At 69.5% G+C, this 17638-nt stretch carries 15 protein-coding genes; 10 read left to right on the top strand and 5 right to left on the bottom strand.

What is annotated here, in order from left to right; translation table 11 throughout:
* Positions 1-4: 4 nt before the first annotated feature.
* Positions 5-1930 carry a hypothetical protein gene (locus ACWEOW_RS12640; RefSeq protein ID WP_452269555.1) on the bottom strand — a complete coding sequence of 642 codons (1926 nt, stop codon included), beginning with the start codon at positions 1928-1930 and terminating at the stop codon, positions 5-7.
* Positions 1931-2073: 143 nt separating this feature from the next.
* Between ACWEOW_RS12640 and ACWEOW_RS12635 the strand changes: the two genes are divergently transcribed.
* Entirely contained in the window at positions 2074-3114 is a 1041-nt protein-coding gene (locus tag ACWEOW_RS12635) for a DUF3068 domain-containing protein (protein ID WP_452269554.1), read from the top strand.
* A gap of 43 nt (positions 3115-3157) precedes the next feature.
* On the opposite strand, the gene ACWEOW_RS12630 is transcribed toward ACWEOW_RS12635, so the two are convergent.
* Positions 3158-3964 carry a class I SAM-dependent methyltransferase gene (locus tag ACWEOW_RS12630; RefSeq protein WP_452269553.1) on the bottom strand — a complete coding sequence of 269 codons (807 nt, stop codon included), beginning with the start codon at positions 3962-3964 and terminating at the stop codon, positions 3158-3160.
* 183 nt (positions 3965-4147) lie between these two features.
* Here ACWEOW_RS12630 and rpsA point away from each other — a divergent pair, with 183 nt between their 5' ends.
* From rpsA to ACWEOW_RS12590, 8 genes are all read left to right on the top strand, one after another.
* Complete coding sequence (rpsA, locus tag ACWEOW_RS12625) at positions 4148-5641, top strand: 30S ribosomal protein S1 (protein ID WP_452269552.1); 1494 nt, start codon at positions 4148-4150, stop codon at positions 5639-5641.
* A 65-nt stretch (positions 5642-5706) separates the two neighbouring features.
* Positions 5707-6618 (top strand): glycerophosphodiester phosphodiesterase family protein, encoded by a 912-nt coding sequence (locus ACWEOW_RS12620; RefSeq protein WP_452269551.1) that lies wholly within the window; start codon positions 5707-5709, stop codon positions 6616-6618.
* 274 nt (positions 6619-6892) lie between these two features.
* Entirely contained in the window at positions 6893-7555 is a 663-nt protein-coding gene (locus ACWEOW_RS12615; protein WP_452269550.1) for a TetR/AcrR family transcriptional regulator, read from the top strand.
* 10 nt (positions 7556-7565) lie between these two features.
* A complete protein-coding gene (coaE, locus tag ACWEOW_RS12610; RefSeq protein ID WP_452269549.1) occupies positions 7566-8771 on the top strand; it encodes a dephospho-CoA kinase in 1206 nt (401 codons plus the stop codon).
* A 117-nt stretch (positions 8772-8888) separates the two neighbouring features.
* The gene (locus ACWEOW_RS12605; RefSeq protein ID WP_452269548.1) at positions 8889-9938 is read left to right on the top strand and encodes a lipoate--protein ligase family protein; all 1050 of its coding nucleotides are present in this window, start codon (positions 8889-8891) and stop codon (positions 9936-9938) included.
* Between the two features lie 162 nt (positions 9939-10100).
* Complete coding sequence (locus ACWEOW_RS12600) at positions 10101-10508, top strand: YciI family protein (protein WP_452269547.1); 408 nt, start codon at positions 10101-10103, stop codon at positions 10506-10508.
* Positions 10509-10548: 40 nt separating this feature from the next.
* A complete protein-coding gene (gene uvrB, locus ACWEOW_RS12595) occupies positions 10549-12663 on the top strand; it encodes an excinuclease ABC subunit UvrB (RefSeq protein WP_452269546.1) in 2115 nt (704 codons plus the stop codon).
* A 235-nt stretch (positions 12664-12898) separates the two neighbouring features.
* Positions 12899-13918: a TerC family protein gene (locus tag ACWEOW_RS12590; RefSeq protein ID WP_452269545.1), complete on the top strand. Its 1020-nt coding sequence runs from the start codon at positions 12899-12901 to the stop codon at positions 13916-13918.
* A 98-nt stretch (positions 13919-14016) separates the two neighbouring features.
* On the opposite strand, the gene ACWEOW_RS12585 is transcribed toward ACWEOW_RS12590, so the two are convergent.
* Genes ACWEOW_RS12585 through ACWEOW_RS12575 form a run of 3 tightly spaced genes read right to left on the bottom strand, consistent with a single transcriptional unit; the run spans position 14017 to position 17129 of the window.
* Positions 14017-15408 carry an MFS transporter gene (locus ACWEOW_RS12585; RefSeq protein WP_452269544.1) on the bottom strand — a complete coding sequence of 464 codons (1392 nt, stop codon included), beginning with the start codon at positions 15406-15408 and terminating at the stop codon, positions 14017-14019.
* Positions 15409-15453: 45 nt separating this feature from the next.
* On the bottom strand, positions 15454-16329 hold the full coding sequence (locus ACWEOW_RS12580; protein ID WP_452269543.1) for an EamA family transporter: 876 nt from the start codon (positions 16327-16329) through the stop codon (positions 15454-15456).
* On the bottom strand, positions 16326-17129 hold the full coding sequence (locus tag ACWEOW_RS12575; RefSeq protein WP_452269542.1) for an NlpC/P60 family protein: 804 nt from the start codon (positions 17127-17129) through the stop codon (positions 16326-16328). The genes ACWEOW_RS12580 and ACWEOW_RS12575 overlap by 4 nt, the downstream gene beginning before the upstream one ends.
* Positions 17130-17307: 178 nt before the next feature.
* On the opposite strand from ACWEOW_RS12575, the gene ACWEOW_RS12570 reads away from it, so the two are divergent.
* Positions 17308-17625, top strand: a complete 318-nt coding sequence (locus ACWEOW_RS12570; RefSeq protein WP_452269541.1) for a hypothetical protein — start codon at positions 17308-17310, stop codon at positions 17623-17625.
* The last annotated feature ends 13 nt before the right edge of the window (positions 17626-17638 follow it).

The raw sequence follows: 17638 nt of genomic DNA, 5'->3' as shown, positions 1-17638 counted from the left end.
ACCCTCATGCCTTGGGTACCGGATTGCCGACCTGGACGTCCCCGACGCACACGCGCACCCCCGGGGACAGGTCGGTCAGCTCGACCTGGTTGCCGCCACCGGTGATCGGGATGAACACCTCGCCCAGTCCCTGGTGCAGCCGGATCGGGACCGAGCCCTTGCCGAGGTGCACGACGGCCGATGCGTCGCCGTCGGCCAGATAGCCGATCCGCATGGCCCACGACCAGGCGAACACGTCGGCCGCGAGCGGCACGACGACCCGCCCGGACGCGTCGCTCCACCCGCACGTGCCGCCGAGCGGTGCCGGCGACCCGATGCCGTCCACCCGCATCGGGGCGAACGTCCCGTCGGGCTTCAGCACATACGGCTTGGTGTACTCCGTCGTCTCGTAGAGCGCGGCCCGGCCGCGGGCGTCCGTGAACGGCGCGAGGAAGCGACTGACGCGGTTGTAGTCGAGGAACAAGGGTCCGACGACGTCGACCGGGAGCGCTGTGTCGTACACCTGCGCCCCGTCGGGCAGCGCCGCGAACCCCGCTCGGGCGTTCTCGACGAAGGCGCGGTACGGGTTGGCGGCGTGGAACGTGGCATAGCCACTCATCGCGTGCAGCGACAGGGCGAGCATCACCGCGAGCAGCGACGCAACGCAGACCCGCTTGACGCGCCGGAACGTCTCGGCCGGGAGGCCGTACGGCGTGGCGTACCACGCGTTGCGCTCGCCCTGCACCGGCATCACGCAGAAGCCGATGGTGATGACGAGGGGGATGACGGCGTCGGCGACATAGCGGGTCTCGAGGCCGGCGACGGACCCGATGAGCGGGACTCGGCTGACCCCGAGCGCGAGGATCGAGAAGAAGAGGTAGACGGCCAGCGAGACCCATGCCCGGACTGCGCGTCGCCTCAGCACCAGGCTCGCACCCACGACGGCGGCGGCGACCACCCACGCGCCCCACTCGAAGCCGCGCGGGGAGGACACGATTGCGGTGGCGCTGCTCACGGGCGTCCACTCCCACGGGCCTCCCAGGGCGCCCGGGACGAAGGTCTGCAGCACGGTGCGGTAGGCGAACTCGCCGAGGGTGCCGACGCCGGGGGAGCGCAGCCCGGAGCTGACGTCGGAGTGACGCGCGTTGGTGACGTAGACGCCGAGGTATGCCGCCGTGCACGCCCCGTAGACGAGCCAGAGTGGCAGGGTCGCGCGGACGAAGCCGCGCAGTGCCGTCCACCGCAGCCGCAGGCTCGGAAGGACGACGAACGAGAACGCGACGAGGTATGGCAGCAGGACGAGCACCTTCTCGAAGCTGGCCATCCCGACGAGCAGCCAGATGCCCGCGCCGGCAAGGTTGGGCGTCTGGCGCGTGCGCAGGTACCGGGTGTGGTGCCGCAGCACGCCGGCCATCGCGATCATCAGCGGCGCCCAGATGATCGCCGCGGACAGCCAGCTGAACGTGGGCAGGGTCAGCGTGCTGATGCTGAACACCGCAAACGGCAGCAGCGTCATGGCCCGGCGGCCGAACAGCTCGGTGAGCAGCCGCCACACCATGAACGACAGCAGGGCCTGCGCGGCGATGATGGCCAGCACGGCCACCGTCCAGTCGAGGGTGGCCAGATGGGCGAAGACCCACATGAAGGCGAACCCGATCGGTTCGAAGTGCCCTGTGTGGACCCGGGTCAGGTAGGAGAAGCCGAGGTCGTTCTCGACCGCGCGGGTCGTGAGCATGAAGTCGTCCGTGAGGAAGTAGCCGTCCTTGAGGACGCTGGCACGGATGGCGAGGCTGATCACGGCGATGGCGAGGGCAGCCGTGCGAACCGGGTCGCGCACGAGCCAGCTCGGTCCTTCGTCGACGGCGACATCGTCGGCGGCGACATCTGGGTCGGCGCCGGTGTGCGCCACGGGAGACCGGTGTCGTCCGCCGGCCGAGGCGACCTCGGTCAAGAGGGGCTCCTAGCGTCCTTGCAAGGTGGTGCTCTGTGGTGGGTGACGGCCACCGTACACGCTGGTACGCTTCGCGCGAAGTGAGGTTACCAGCGCGTAGCCTGTCCTTGACAGCGTTGTCATCAAGCCCGGGAGTCACTCAGTTGCGCCGTGTTCTCGCTGCCGTTTCGCTGGTGCTCGGCGTCGCCCTCCTGCTCCTTGGCATCCTGGGCAAACCGCTGATCTACGACCAGCTCACGACCGTCCCGCTCGACCAGAGCTCGACGTCGGTGTCGCAGGGCGAGGGCATGTCCGTGCTCCGGCTGTGGTCCGAGGGCGACACCGCTCATTACGACAAGCTGACCGATGCCAGCGTGCGCAGCACCCGCATGGTCGTCGGCATCCCGGGCGCCGTGCCGGCGGACCAGCGTGACACGACCGCGGTCTGGCAGACCGGCGTGAAGTCGGAGGCGGTCGGGGTCGGTCCGTTGACCTTCAGCAACGAGATCGTCACGTTCGACCGGACGACTGGGCTCACCACCGGGTCCACGACCGACGTGCGCTCGGCCGGCGACCTGGAGGATCCCGAGAAGATGGTGCCGGTCAAGCACGAGGGCCTGTTCTTCAAGTTCCCGTTCGCGGTCGAGAAGAAGACCTACCCCTGGTGGGACGGTGACCTCGGACGGGCGGTCGACATCAACTTCGTCCGCGAGGAGAACATCGCAGGCGTCAACACGTATGTCTTCGAGCAGGTCATCCCGCGCGCCGAGGTGGCCACCCGCCCGGTCCCCGCGGGCATCTTCGACCGGACCGGGGACGACATCGTGGCCAAGGTGATGTACGGCAACACACGGACCCTCTGGGTCGAGCCGAACACCGGCGTGCTCATCAAGGGACAGGAGGTCCTGGACAAGGCCCTGGTCAGCGACGTCGGGGAGATCGCCACGACCAAGGGCACGATCGGATACACCGACCAGACGGTCCAGGACAACGCGAAGGCCTGGGGCACCAAGGGCAAGCTGCTCGGCTTCGTCGGCGGTGCTCTTCGCCCCGTGGGCATCGTGCTGGGCCTGGTCCTCATCGGCGTCGGGGTCCTCCTGCTGATCTCGTCTCGCGGGTCCGGCCCGTCCAGCCGTGATGACGACGCGGAGGGCCTGGAGGCGCTCGACGGCCTCACCCGTTCGCAGCGTCGCGCCGTCGCCTGACCCCTCACCGGGAGGCCCGGCGGGCGGGACGGGTGGGCCCTGCTCAGGCCTTGGTGCAGACGTAGATCGCGGTGCCGGGGATGACGCGGCCGCGCAGCGGCGACCATCCGCCCCACGGCTCGTCGTGGCCGCTCGGCCACTCCGGCTCGACGACGTCGACGAGCGTGAGACCGGCAGCGGCGATCTCGCGGACCCGGTCGCCGAACGTGCGGTGGTGCTCCACGTAGGTCGCGCGGCCCGCCGAGTCCTGCTCGACGTACGGGGTGCGGTCGAAGTACGAGTGCCGTGCCGTCAGGCCGTCCGGGCCGGGGTCGTCCGGGAAGGCCCACCGGACCGGGTGCGTCGTCGAGAAGACGAACCGCCCACCGGGGCGCAGCACGCGCGCCACCTCGGCCATGACCACGTCGGAGTCGGCCACGAACGGCACCACGCCGTATGCCGTGAAGACGGTGTCGAAGACAGCCTCGGCGAACGGCAGGGACCGTCCGTCGCACTGCACGAACGGCACGCGGGCTCCCTCGTCGACCGCTGCGTTGACCGCGACCCCGGTCGCCACCATGCCGGCGGACAGGTCGGTGGCCACGACCGTCGCGCCGCGTCCGGCGAGCCAGCGGGAGCACTGCCCGGACCCGGCTCCGATCTCGAGGACGACCTGACCCTTGGCGTCGCCGAGCAGATGCGCGTCCTCCTCCCGTAGCCGCTCGGGTCCCCACACGAAGTCGGTGTCACCGAGGAAGGCGCCGTGCTCCACGTAGTAGGGCGTGGCCTCGGCGTCCCACCAGGCCCGGTTCGCCGCGACCGTCTCGTCCGGGGGAGCCGGCCTGCGAGTCGCATCGCTCGGCGTGGTCATGGCATATCCACGGCATACTCAGCGTTCTTTTGACCGGGTGCTGACAGCGTCGATAGGATTGCCGAGCACATTCGTGTGCGCACGATCAGGGATGCACCTGTCCACAAGACGTCGGGTCGATGAGCCACGTGCTCAGGATCCGGGGTCCCCAACCTAACTGTCCACAATCGGAGTTCCTACTACATGACTGCCAACACGGTCGAGAAGACCGCGCCTGAGGTCGCCATCAACGACATCGGCTCTCAGGAAGACATCCTTGCCGCCATCGACGCGACCATCAAGGACTTCAACGACGGCGACATCGTCGAGGGTCGCATCGTCAAGGTCGACCGGGACGAGGTCCTGCTCGACATCGGCTACAAGACCGAGGGCGTCATTCCCTCGCGTGAGCTGTCCATCAAGCACGACGTCGACCCGTCCGAGGTCGTCGGTGTCGGCGACGAGGTCGAGGCCCTCGTTCTCCAGAAGGAGGACAAGGAGGGCCGGCTGATCCTGTCCAAGAAGCGCGCCCAGTACGAGCGCGCCTGGGGCACGATCGAGAAGGTCAAGGAGGAGGACGGCGTCGTCACCGGCACCGTCATCGAGGTCGTCAAGGGTGGTCTCATCCTCGACATCGGCCTGCGCGGCTTCCTTCCTGCGTCGCTCGTCGAGATGCGTCGCGTCCGTGACCTCCAGCCGTACGTCGGCAAGGAGATCGAGGCCAAGATCATCGAGCTCGACAAGAACCGCAACAACGTGGTCCTGTCGCGTCGTGCCTGGCTCGAGCAGACGCAGTCGGAGGTCCGCACGACCTTCCTCAAGGAGCTCCAGAAGGGCCAGGTCCGCCAGGGCGTCGTGAGCAGCATCGTCAACTTCGGTGCGTTCGTCGACCTCGGCGGCGTCGACGGTCTCGTCCACGTCTCCGAGCTGTCCTGGAAGCACATCGACCACCCGTCCGAGGTCGTCGAGGTCGGCACCGAGGTCACCGTCGAGGTGCTCGACGTCGACATGGACCGCGAGCGGGTCTCCCTGTCGCTGAAGGCGACCCAGGAGGACCCCTGGCAGCACTTCGCCCGGACCCACGCCATCGGCCAGGTCGTCCCGGGCAAGGTCACCAAGCTCGTCCCGTTCGGTGCGTTCGTGCGCGTCGAGGACGGCATCGAGGGCCTCGTGCACATCTCCGAGCTGGCCGAGCGCCACGTGGAGCTGCCGGAGCAGGTCGTCAACGTCGGCGACGAGATCTTCGTCAAGGTCATCGACATCGACCTCGAGCGTCGTCGTATCTCCCTGTCGCTCAAGCAGGCCAACGACGACTCCGTCCCGGTGTCCGAGTTCGACCCGACGCTCTACGGCATGGCCGCGGAGTACGACGAGCAGGGCAACTACAAGTACCCCGAGGGCTTCGACCCCGAGACCAACGAGTGGCTCGAGGGCTTCGAGGCCCAGCGCGAGCGCTGGGAGCGGCAGTACGCCGAGGCCCACGCCCGCTGGGAGGCGCACAAGGCGCAGGTCGACGCGGCGCACAAGGCCGACGCCGAGGCTGCGTCCAGCGCCGGCACGGCGACCTCCTACTCGTCGGCGACCGGCGACTCGTCCGACTCCGAGGGCCCGCGCAGCGGCTCGCCGGCTCCGGCCGAGGGCACCCTCGCGTCCGACGAGGCGCTCGCCGCGCTTCGGGAGAAGCTGACCGGCAACTGAGCCTGACCGCTCTTCGAGAGCCCCGGATCCGACACGGGTCCGGGGCTCTCGTCTACGGTCGTCCCGTGAGCCAAGCAGACCGGCGGGTCGGCCCCTGGGCCTCGGGACGTTTCGACATCGAGGGACATCGCGGTGCCAAGGGCCTCGTGGTGGAGAACACCCTCTCGAGCTTCCGGGCCGCCTTCGACGCGGGTGTGACCGGGGTCGAGCTCGACGTCCGGCTGACCGCCGACCGGCAGCTCGTCGTGTGGCACGACCCGATGCTGCTGCCCCTGAAGTGCCTGCCCACCGGCCCCGACCTCATCGGGGCCCACATCGCCGACCTCACCCTGGCGCAGCTGCGAACCGTCGACGTGGGCAGCCAGGTCCTGCCCGGCTTCCCCGGCCAGGCCCCGGCTCCGGGCGCGTGGATCTCGACCCTGCGCGAGGTGCTCACGTTCGGCCTGGAACGGGCGCCGGACGTGTGGTGGACCATCGAGCTCAAGGTCAACCCGCTCGACGCGCGTGAGGTCGCGGGGCGCGAGGTGCTGCTCGACGGCGTGCTGGACACCGTGCACGACCTCGGTCTCCAGTGGCAGTGCTTCGTCCACTCCTTCGACTGGTCGGTGCTGGAGCTGTCGGCCCGCGTGGCGCCACACGTCGCCAGGTCGGCGCTGGTCGAGGCGGACGTGACGTGGGTGCAGGGGAGCCCGTGGACGGGCGGCGTGCGGTTCGAGGACCACGGCGACGACGTCTGCGGGGCCGTGGCCGAGCTCGGCGCTCACGTCATCTCGCCCGAGCACATCATCGTGGACCGGGCACTGGTGGACCAGGCGCACGACCTCGGGCTCTCCGTGCTGCCGTGGACCGTCAACGACCCGGCGCGCATGCGCGCGATGGTCGACGCGGGCGTCGACGGGCTCGTCTCGGACTATCCCGACCGGGCCATCGCGCTGATCGGCGCGGTGGCTCCCGCCTCGCCGAGCGACCCCGGCTGAGCGTCGCTGCAGCACCTGCGAGCGGGACTGCCGGCGCCGGAGCAGGACCCTGACGGCAGCGAGGGACCGGGCCCTGCGACCCGATCCCTCGCTCCCCCTCCGTCTCCCCGCGCGGCGGGGGCCGGGGCGTTCGTGGCACACTCGGTGCGGCAACAGGTCGCCGCTGTTGGCTCCCGTTGCACCGCGAGGTGCAGCAGCGGGATGGGGACCCCTGACCCCACCCATTCGCTAGAACGCCGTTCCAGCGAACATATGATCCATTCGAAGGACCGCAATGTCAACAGACCGGGCGTACGACAACAGCTCGCGGGCTGAGGCGGCGCAGGCGACCCGCCGCCGGATCATCGACGCCGCTCGCGAGATGCTGCTGCGCCACGGCTACCACGCGATGTCGGTCAGCCAGCTCGCGGCGTCGGCCGACGTGAGTGCCCAGACGGTGTACAACGCCATCGGCGGCAAGGCGGACGTTGTCAAAGCGGTCTACGACGTCATGCTCGTCGGCGACGACGAGCCGATCGCGATGCAGGAGCGTCCCGAGTTCCGGGCCATGTCCCAGGCTCCGGACCGCGAGGGCTTCGTGCGCGCCTATGCCGCTCTCTGCGCGACCATCTACGAGCGCGTCGGCCCGCTGCTCGGGGTGATTCTCGCCCAGGGGGCCGGGGGAGACGCCGGCCTGCAGGCCTTCGTGGCCACCATCGACGCTGAGCGTCGCGCGGGCAACACCAACGCACTCAACGCGCTCGAGAAGGCACACGGGCTGCCTCCCCGGCTGGACCGCGAGCGGTTCATCGACATGGTCTGGGTCGTCTCGGCACCGGAGATCTACGACCGGTTCGTGCGGCGTTGCGGCTGGACCCACGAGATGTATGCCGGCTGGCTGGCCGAGGGACTCCTGGCGATCTTCGACCGCGCGAGCGATGGCGAGGACCGCCACTAGGCTGGCCCGCGTGCTGCGCATAGGGGTCACCGGTGGGATCGGCTCGGGCAAGTCGACGGTGTCCGGGCGGCTGGCCCACCTGGGCGCCCACGTCGTCGACGCCGACCAGGTTGCGCGCGAGGTGGTGGAGCCGGGCACCCCGGCGTTGGCGCGGATCCGCGAGCGGTTCGGCGAGCAGGTGATCCGTGACGACGGCACACTGGACCGGGCCGGGCTCGCGGCGATCGTCTTTCCGGACCCCGAGGCGCTGGCCGAGCTCGAGGACATCACCACTCCGGCCATCGCGGCACGTGTCGCGCAGCTGAGGTCGACCGCACCGGACGGGAGCGTCTCGGTGTTCGACATGCCGCTCCTCGTCGAGCGAGGGCTCTGGGTGCACGAGCACCTCACAGTCGTCGTGGCTGCCGACGTCGAGACGAGGGTCCGGCGGCTGGTCGAGCAGCGGGGCCTGGTCGAGCAGGATGCCCGGCATCGCATCGCCACCCAGGCGAGCGACGAGCAGCGCCGGCTGGTGGCCGATGTGGTCCTCGAGAACACCGGGACCCCGACGGAGCTCGAAGAGGCCGTCGACCGGTTGTGGCATGAGCGGATCGAGCCGTATGCCGCGAACCTGCGAGACGGCATACGGACCAAGCGTCCGGAGCGGGGGGCGGTCGTCGAGCCGCGCGCCGACTGGGGAGCACGTGGTCAGCGAGTCGTGGCCAAGATCGGCGCAGCCCTGGCAGCGAGCGGCGTGGCCACCGAGGTGTCACACGTCGGGTCGACCGCGGTGCCGGGGCTGCTGGCGAAGGACGTCATCGACGTCCAGGTCGGGGTACGTCACCTCGCCGACGCCGACCGCGACGAGGTCGAGACGTCCCTCCGGGACGCCGGCTACGTCCTCGTCGAGGGCAACACCCAGGACACTCCGCATCCCTCCGGCGCCGACCCGGCCGGGTGGACGAAGCGGTTCTGGGGCGGCTGCGACCCCTGCGAGCACGTCCACGTCCACGTCCGCGAGCACGGGAGCCCCGGGTGGCGGTTCGCGCTGCTCTTCCGGGACTGGCTGGTGCACGACCCTGCCGAGCGCGCCTCGTACGCCGGCGAGAAACGCCGGCTCCTGGCGGCGGACGGCTCCACCGAGGCATACGTCGAGGCCAAGGAGCCGTGGTTCGAGGGTGCGTTCGAGCGCGCCCGGGCCTGGGCGGCCCGGACCGGCTGGCGTCCCGAGCCCTGACCGAGCCGGTGCGTCCGGCGTGCGACTTCGCGGATCTCGGGGCCGGCCGCACGACATCCGACGGCAGGCAACGGCAAGCGGCGGCATACGGCGGCGTGATCGCGTGTTGTGCGTGTCATGCGCGGTGAGTACAAGGTTCCCGGTGGCAAGCTCGTTGCGGTCGACCTCGAGATCGTTGACGGACGGCTGACCGACGTCAGCGTGTCCGGCGACTTCTTCCTCGAGCCCGACGACGCCCTCGGCGACATCAACGCCGCCCTCACGGGCATGCCCGTCGACGCGGGTGTCGAGCAGCTCGCGTCTGCGGTGACCGGGGCGCTGGCCGACGACGTATCGCTCATCGGCTTCACGGCCGAGTCGGTCGGGATCGCCGTACGGCGCGCCCTGGGCAAGGCGACCGGCTGGGATGACCATGTCTTCGACGTCATCCCCGCCACAGTGCTCCACCCGGCCATGCACGTCGCGCTCGACGAGGTCATCGCCCGGGAGGTGGCAGCCGGTGTGCGGCCGCCGACCCTTCGCTTCTGGGACTGGGACAGCCCGCTCGTCGTGATCGGCTCGTTCCAGTCCGTCCGCAACGAGGTCGACCCCGACGGCGCTGCCAGGCATCACATCGACGTCGTGCGCCGGGTCTCCGGCGGCGGCGCCATGTTCATGGAGCCGGGCAACACCATCACCTACTCGCTCGTCGTCCCGACCTCGCTGGTGGAGGGCCTCAGCTTCGAGCGCTCCTACGCGTTCCTCGACGAGTGGGTCATCGGTGCCCTCTCCGACGTTGGGGTCTCGGCACACTTCGTGCCCCTCAACGACATCGCGAGCGACAAGGGCAAGATCGGCGGGGCGGCACAGAAGCGCTTCGCTGCGGGCGCTGTGCTCCACCACGTGACGATGGCCTACGACATCGACGCCGACAAGATGCTCGAGGTGCTCCGCATCGGGCGCGAGAAGCTCTCGGACAAGGGGACGAAGTCCGCGAACAAGCGGGTCGACCCGATGCGGTCGCAGACCGGCCTGAGCCGGGACGGCATCCTCGAGTCGTTCGCCGCGTCGTTCGCGCGCCGCTACCGCACCAAGGACGCTGACTACACGCCGGAGGAGCTGGCCGAGGCCCAGCAGCTGGTCGACACGAAGTTCGCCACGCCCGAGTGGACCTACCGCGTGCCGTGACGGTGCCGTGCTGAGGTGGGGACCGAGCACACCCGCTCGGCGTCGGGGCGTGTCCTGGTGGCCGGACTCGGTCCCGGGCGGGCGTCGAGAACGACGATGCGGCTCCGACGTCTCTGCTGTGGGCGGTCGACCGGCCGCACACCCCCCGAAAGGAGCACGACCGTGAAGTACGTCATCCTGATCCACTCCAACCCGCAGCCGTGGGGTCACCCCACGGGGGAGTTCGTCGCCGAGCACCAGGCGCTGCCGGCGTCGGAGCGCGAGCGGCTCAACGCCGACTTCGAGGCGCTGCTCACCGAGCTGTCGAGCAGCGGCGAGCTCACGGGTGGTGAGGCGCTCGGCGCCCCCTCCGACGCCCGACTGTTCCGCTGGGACGGTGGTACTCCGGTGGCGACCGACGGGCCGTACGCCGAGTCCAAGGAGCACCTGGCCGGCTTCTTCCTCGTCGACGTCGCCTCGAGAGAGCGCGCCGAGCAGATCGCGACCACGTTCACCGGTCCTGGAGAGACGGTCGAGCTGCGACCCTGCTGGACCGACGAGGACGAGGAGCGCCTTGCCCGCCGGCGCTAGCGCGATGAGCGCTGTCGGTCGTGAGACGTACGGTTGACCCATGCGTCCCACGACCGACCTCCAGCGCACCGTGGCCCCTTTCCGGGTCATCTCGGAGTACCAGCCGAGCGGCGACCAGCCGCAGGCCATCACCGAGCTCACCCGGCGCGTCAAGCAGGGAGAGCAGGACACCGTGCTGCTCGGCGCCACGGGCACAGGTAAGTCGGCGACGACGGCGTGGCTCATCGAGCAGGTCCAGCGGCCGACGCTCGTCATGGCCCCGAACAAGACGCTCGCGGCCCAGCTGGCCAACGAGTTCCGGGAGCTGCTGCCCAACAACGCCGTCGAGTACTTCGTGTCGTACTACGACTACTACCAGCCTGAGGCGTACATCCCGCAGACGGACACCTACATCGAGAAGGACTCGTCGGTCAACGACGAGGTCGAGCGGCTGCGCCACTCGGCGACCAACTCGCTGCTGACCCGCCGCGATGTCATCGTCGTCGCCTCGGTGTCATGCATCTACGGCCTCGGTACGCCGCAGGAGTATGTCGACCGCATGACGAGCGTCCGGGTCGGGATGGAGATCGAGCGCGACCTGCTCCTGCGCCGGTTCGTCGAGATGCAGTACACCCGCAACGACCTGGCTTTCACCCGGGGCACCTTCCGGGTGCGCGGCGACACGGTCGAGATCATCCCGGTCTACGAGGAGCTGGCGGTCCGCATCGAGTTCTTCGGCGACGAGATCGAGCGGATCTACACGCTGCACCCCGTGACCGGAGAGGTGGTCAACGAGGAGCAGGAGATGTACGTCTTCCCGGCCTCCCACTACGTCGCCGGCCCGGAGCGGATGGATCGTGCGATCCGCGGGATCGAGCTCGAGCTGGAGGACCAGCTGGCGCTCTTCGAGAAGCAGGGCAAGCTGCTCGAGGCGCAGCGACTCCGGATGCGCACGACGTACGACATCGAGATGATGCGCCAGGTCGGGTTCTGCAACGGCATCGAGAACTACAGCCGCCACATCGACGGCCGCACGGCCGGCTCCGCGCCGAACTGCCTGCTCGACTACTTCCCGGATGACTTCCTGCTCGTCATCGACGAGTCGCACCAGACGGTCCCGCAGATCGGGTCGATGTACGAAGGCGACATGTCGCGCAAGCGCATGCTGGTCGAGCACGGGTTCCGCCTGCCGAGCGCGATGGACAACCGCCCGCTGAAGTGGGAGGAGTTCCTCGAGCGCATCGGCCAGACCATCTACCTGTCGGCGACGCCGGGCGAGTACGAGCTGGCCCGCTCCGGCCGACCCGTCGAGCAGATCATCCGCCCGACCGGGCTGGTCGACCCCGAGGTCGTGCTCAAGCCGACGAAGGGCCAGATCGACGACCTCATCCACGAGATCCAGGAGCGCACCAAGCGCAACGAGCGTGTGCTCGTGACGACCCTGACCAAGAAGATGGCGGAGGACCTCACCGACTACCTGCTCGACAAGGGTGTCCGCGTCCGGTACCTGCACAGCGAGGTCGACACCTTGCGCCGCGTGGAGCTGCTGCGCGAGCTGCGCACCGGGATCTTCGACGTCCTCGTCGGCATCAACCTGCTCCGCGAGGGCCTTGACCTCCCGGAGGTCTCTCTCGTGTCGATCCTCGACGCGGACAAGGAAGGCTTTCTCCGCTCGACCAGGTCCCTCATCCAGACCATCGGCCGCGCCGCCCGCAACGTGTCGGGCCAGGTGCACATGTACGCAGACAAGATCACGCCGTCGATGCAGGACGCCCTCGACGAGACCAACCGTCGCCGCGAGAAGCAGATCGCCTACAACACCGAGCACGGCATCGACCCGACGCCGCTGCGCAAGAAGATCGCCGACATCACCGACCTGCTCCAGCGTGAGGACGCCGACACCGCGGAGCTCATCGGCTCGGGCCGCATGCAGTCGCGCGGCAAGACCGGCGCGGGCAGGGGCGCGATGACAGCCGACCTCGGGGTCTCTGCCGGTGGTGTCTCCAACCGCCCGGCGGACCTGGCGGCGGCCGACCTCGCCTCGCTGATCCAGGAGCTGACCACGCAGATGCACCAGGCCGCCGCCGAGCTGCACTTCGAGCTCGCCGCCCGCCTGCGTGACGAGATCGGTGAGCTCAAGAAGGAGCTCCGTCAGATGAGCGCCGCGACCCGTTGACGGCACCGCCCGCTGACATGCTCCGAGGCAGCTCGCCCAGTGGGCGGACCGATTTGAGCTCCCCTGGCCGGGGATGAGAGGATCAGGCGTTCACGGAGGGGAGTATCCCCCACGCGACGGGCTCGTCATCACGGAGCGCCAGCACTCGGCTCCCGGTCCCGTCGGTCCGCCGCAGGGCACTGTCGGGCGGGAGAGACCTCCGGTTACTGTCTGGTGACCGGAAGGGTTTGCATCCATGAACGTTCCCGTCTGGGGTTGGTTCCTCACCATCGGGTTGATGTCGGCGTTCCTGATCGTCGACGTGTTCGTCATCGCGCGACGGCCTCACGTGCCGACGATGGCCGAGGCCGGCAGGCACTTGGCCTTCTACATCGGCGCAGCGGTCGTGTTCGGCCTCTTCGTGTGGTTCGAGTGGGGCGGCCAGTTCGCCGGCGAGTTCTATGCCGGCTGGCTGACCGAGTACTCCTTGTCCGTCGACAACCTCTTCGTGTTCCTGCTGATCATGGCCAGCTTCAAGGTGCCACCGAAGCTGCAACAGTCCGCCCTGATGATCGGCATCGTCATCGCCATCGTGCTCCGAGGCATCTTCATCGGGCTCGGGGCCGTGGTGATCAACAGCTATGCCTGGGTGTTCTACATCTTCGGGGCGTTCCTCATCTACACGGCGGTCAAGCTCGCGAGTGGAGGGGAGAGCGACGACGAGGAGTACCACGAGAACCGCTTCCTGCTGTGGGTCGAGCGGCGTTTCCCCGCGACCAAGCGGTGGAACGGCGCGCACCTCACCGTCGTCGAGAAGGGCAAGCGCCTCGTCACCCCGATGTTCATCGTCATCCTGGCGCTCGGCACGACCGACCTGCTCTTCGCCCTCGACTCGATCCCGGCGATCTACGGTCTCACCAAGGAGCCGTTCCTCGTCCTGACGGCGAACATCTTCGCCCTGATGGGCCTGCGGCAGCTGTACTTCCTCATCGGTGGGCTGCTCAAGAAGCTGGTCTACCTCAGCATCGGCCTGGCCGTGCTGCTCGGCTTCATCGGCGTGAAGCTCGTCATGCACGCGCTGCACGAGAACAACCTGCCGTTCCTCAACGGCGGCCAGAAGTTCGACAACATCCCGGACATCCCGATCGTCGTGTCGCTGGGCGCCATCGTGCTCATCCTCGGCGTCACGACCATCGCGAGCCTCTGGAAGTCTCGTCGCGACGCCGCGCTCGAGGCTGGTGCCGACCACCACCCGACGGACTCCGTGCACCACTGACAGGCGACGTGGGGGGCCGAGCGACATGATCGCTCGGCCCCTTCGTCCTGCTGGTTGGCGTGCGGTCGCTCGGGCGTACGCCGGGGTGACGTCGGTGGTCAGCGGACCCGGTGCGCCACGATCCATCCGACGAGAGCCGGCACGGCCATGGCGCCGAAGACGGCGACGTAGGCGCCTGGGACGACGGACCCCGCAGCCGCGAACACGACGGCCGAGAGGGCGATCGCCGTCGCGCCACCGGAGGAGTCGCCGATCTGCAGGGCGGAGCTGACGAACCCCTGCTGCGTCGCCTCGGCCCGAGCCAGGGCCTGGGCCGTCACGCGCGGATACTGCGTCCCGATGCCCAGGCCGACGACCGGGAAGATGACGATGACGACCCAAGCCGGCGCACCGGCGGCCACGGCAACGGCGAGTCCCGCCAGGGCGAGGGTGATCGTGGCCATCGACACGGCCGCGGTTCGGCCGATCTCGAACCGATCCTCCCAGCGGCCCTGGACCCAGGAGCCGAGGAACCAGGTCACGCCGGTGAGGGTGAGCGAGAGGCCGGCGAGGCTGGGGCTCAGGTGGTCGCGCTCCGTGAGGAACCGTGGCAGGTAGATCTCCGTGCCGCTGAACGCCGCGAAGGCGAGGGCTCGCAGCAGGATGTCGGTCGGCAGCCCGCGCGCTGCCCACAGGGTGCCCCGTGGCGTCAGGGGCGCGAGCATGAGCCCGATGGTCACGAGGCCGACGACCACGACGACGACCGCCAGGGCGTCGAGGCTGCCCGCGACCGAGTTCAGCGCGAGGACGGCGACAGCAAGAACGACCGAGGCGCCCAGCGCCCGCCAGCGCCACGGCAGGTCGACGGCCTCCTGGCGAAGGCCACGGACGATGCGCGCGAGCAGGGCCGCAGCGACGATGAGCACGAGGATGGCGAGCCCGAAGACCCAGCGCCATCCGAGAGCCTGGGTGATGACGCCGGCGACGAACGGACCCGCGACGGAGGGGACGACCCAGGCCGCCGAGAAGCCGGCCAGGATCGCGGTGTGCAGCCGCTGCGGGTAGACGCGCGTGACGAGGACGTAGAGCGCCGTGCTGGTCATCCCCGCGCCGAGTCCTTGCACGACCCGAGCGCCGACGAGCACCACCATCGACGGTGCGAGGCCCGCGACGACCAGCCCGGCACAGAAGAGCACGAGGCCCAGGACCAGTGGCGGTCGCGGGCCGTGCCGGTCGGCCAGGTTGCCCGACCAGACGATGCTGACGATCCCGCTCGCGAGCGTCGCGGTGAAGGCCATCGCGTAGAGGGACTCGCCGTGCAGCTCGGCAGCGATCGTCGGCATGACGGTGGTCAGGGCGAGAGCCTCGAAGGCGTGCAGGGAGACGAGGGCCAGCACGCCGATCGTGGTTGCGCGCAGGGCCGGCGAGAGCAGACCGCCGCTGGTCTCGCCACGTCGTGAGTCCGTGCGCGAGTCACTCACGGTTGCGTCGGCATTCGGGCTGATCGGCATGGCGCGACGGTAGGACTTCACGTCGACTTGAGGTCAAGTCGAGCATCAGCCCGGCCCGACCGACGCGTCCGGGGAGGCCGGCCGCTCCTGCGAGCCCAGGACGATGGCGGAGGCGACGACGACCAGGCCCATTCCGACGAGCTGTGGGGCGTCGAGGACCTGGCCCAGCACCACGAAGCCGGCGAAGGCGGCGACGACGGGCTCGAGGCTGAGCAGGATCCCGAAGACGTGTTGCGCGAGATGACGCAACGCGACCAGCTCGAGTGAGTAGGGCAGCACCGAGGACAGCACCGCGATCGCGAGACCGAGGGCGACGTCGCGCGGCGTCCAGGTGTGGATGGTCGTCAGCCCGAGCGGCGCCACGACGATGCTCGACACGATGAGGGCGAGCGCGAGCCCGTCGAGTCCATGGAACGCCTTGCCGGTTCGCTGGCTCATCACGATGTATGCCGCCCACATCACTCCCGCGATCGCCGCGAAGAGGATGCCGATCCGGTCGAACCGGTTCCACGAGCTGTCGAAGGCGCCCGAGACGAGGGCGACGCCGAGAGCCGCAGCGGCCACGGCGAGGAAGTCCCGAGGTCGGCGGCTCAGGATGGCGGCCAGTCCGAGCGGTCCGAGGAACTCGATGGTCACCGCGACGCCGATCGGCAGATGTGCGAGCGAGGCGTAGAACGCGGTGTTCATCGCCGCCAGGGCGAGGCCGAAAAGGATGACCGTGACCCAGTCCGACCGGGAGCGGCGTCGCCACGATGGCCGGGCGACGGCATACAGGATCAGCGTCGCGAAGACGAGGCGAAGGAAGACCGACCCGGCCGCGCCGATCCGCGGGACCAGGGTGGCAGCGAAGGCGCCGCCGAACTGGACAGAGACGACACCCCCGAGGACCAGCAGGGGCGCAGTGCGGTGGTCGACCTTCACGGGAGCGGGAGCCGCCCAGCGGCCACCAGCGTCGCGATCCGCTCGGTGGACAGGTCCTCCTCGACGAGGACGCCGCCCGTCTCCGAGGCATGGACCATCCGGCCCCGGTCCACGACGATGCCGACGTGATGCACGCGCTGGCCGGGTCGGGCGAAGAAGTAGAGGTCGCCCGGCTGGACCTCGCCCAGGGCGACGGGCGCTGCGAACTCAGCCTGCGCGTACGCGTCACGCGCGACGACCTGGCCCAACCGGCGCCACGTGTGCAGGACGAGGCCCGAGCAGTCGAACCCCAACGGAGACAGACCGGACCACAGGTAGGGGAGCCCGATGTGCTTGCGCGCCAAGGCGATCGCCGGGTGCTCTGCCTCAGAGCCGGAGCCGTCGAGGTCAGCGTCCGCGGCCGGCGTCCGGTTGAGGGCGACGTCCTCAGGGCTCACGGGGCGCAGGTGCGCAGCCGGCACCCAGCCCGGGTAGCCGCGGCCGTCTTTGGGAGACAGCTGCCAGGGTGCGACGACGTGTGCCCACCGACCGGTGCCGTCGAGCTCGGTGACGACGACGGGCTCCCCGTCCAGCAGCTGCGACTCCACGCGCCCGTGCAGGCCCAGGCGCCCGTCGCCGGACTCGTCGTCGCTCGCGTTCGCGTCGAGCGCAGCGAGCCAGGCCACCGCGTCGGGCGCGTCCCTCACCATCGGCTCGTCCACGCCGCGCGGGCTGTCCGGGCTCGACCACACCGTGGTGACGGGGACGGCGGCGACGTGCGTGGCGGCGACAGGCAAGGCGGAGAGGGTCACGTCGGACATCCTCGCATCCCGCTCTCAGGTGGCCCGACACCGTCCGCACGCGGCATTGCTGATGCTGGGCATTCCGTGTTCATTCCCTGGGAGCCACAGGATGGGTGTGTGTCGGTGCGGTGACGATGGGGACTCGCCGGTCGTCGTTCCGTTCTCGCAAACGGCTGTCAGGAGTACCGTCGAAAACATGGATGAACGAGTCACCCTCGAGGGATTCGATCCCCCGAAGAACCGGCGTCACGGACCTGATGGCGACCTCGTCGACGTCCAGGGCTGGCTGCACGCGCCCGTCGACTGGCAAGGCGGTCCCCAGCTCGAACGCGCCTGGCGCGACCGGCACGGCAGGTCCCGGCTCGGCATCGGGCTCTGTGTGGCCAACAACCCACGTCGCCACTTCATCCTCATCAACGTCCCCGATGACCTCGACTTCCTCCGGGTGGAGCTGGAGTCACTCATCGACGAGGTCGAGTCCAGCGACATCGAGGACACCCTCGAGTCCGCCTGACCGGGTTCCAGCC

It is taken from the genome of Monashia sp. NPDC004114, assembly GCF_053603855.1.
This window is presented reverse-complemented; position numbering and strand designations above follow the sequence as displayed.

What these genes read in the sequence shown, in the direction of transcription:
- ACWEOW_RS12630 (WP_452269553.1), bottom strand. Translation starts at nt 3,964, where the DNA reads ATGACCACGCCGAGCGATGCGACTCGCAGGCCGGCTCCCCCGGACGAG.
- rpsA (WP_452269552.1), top strand. Translation starts at nt 4,148, where the DNA reads ATGACTGCCAACACGGTCGAGAAGACCGCGCCTGAGGTCGCCATCAAC.
- ACWEOW_RS12615 (WP_452269550.1), top strand. Translation starts at nt 6,893, where the DNA reads ATGTCAACAGACCGGGCGTACGACAACAGCTCGCGGGCTGAGGCGGCG.
- ACWEOW_RS12605 (WP_452269548.1), top strand. Translation starts at nt 8,889, where the DNA reads ATGCGCGGTGAGTACAAGGTTCCCGGTGGCAAGCTCGTTGCGGTCGAC.
- uvrB (WP_452269546.1), top strand. Translation starts at nt 10,549, where the DNA reads ATGCGTCCCACGACCGACCTCCAGCGCACCGTGGCCCCTTTCCGGGTC.
- ACWEOW_RS12590 (WP_452269545.1), top strand. Translation starts at nt 12,899, where the DNA reads ATGAACGTTCCCGTCTGGGGTTGGTTCCTCACCATCGGGTTGATGTCG.
- ACWEOW_RS12585 (WP_452269544.1), bottom strand. Translation starts at nt 15,408, where the DNA reads ATGCCGATCAGCCCGAATGCCGACGCAACCGTGAGTGACTCGCGCACG.
- ACWEOW_RS12575 (WP_452269542.1), bottom strand. Translation starts at nt 17,129, where the DNA reads ATGTCCGACGTGACCCTCTCCGCCTTGCCTGTCGCCGCCACGCACGTC.
- ACWEOW_RS12570 (WP_452269541.1), top strand. Translation starts at nt 17,308, where the DNA reads ATGGATGAACGAGTCACCCTCGAGGGATTCGATCCCCCGAAGAACCGG.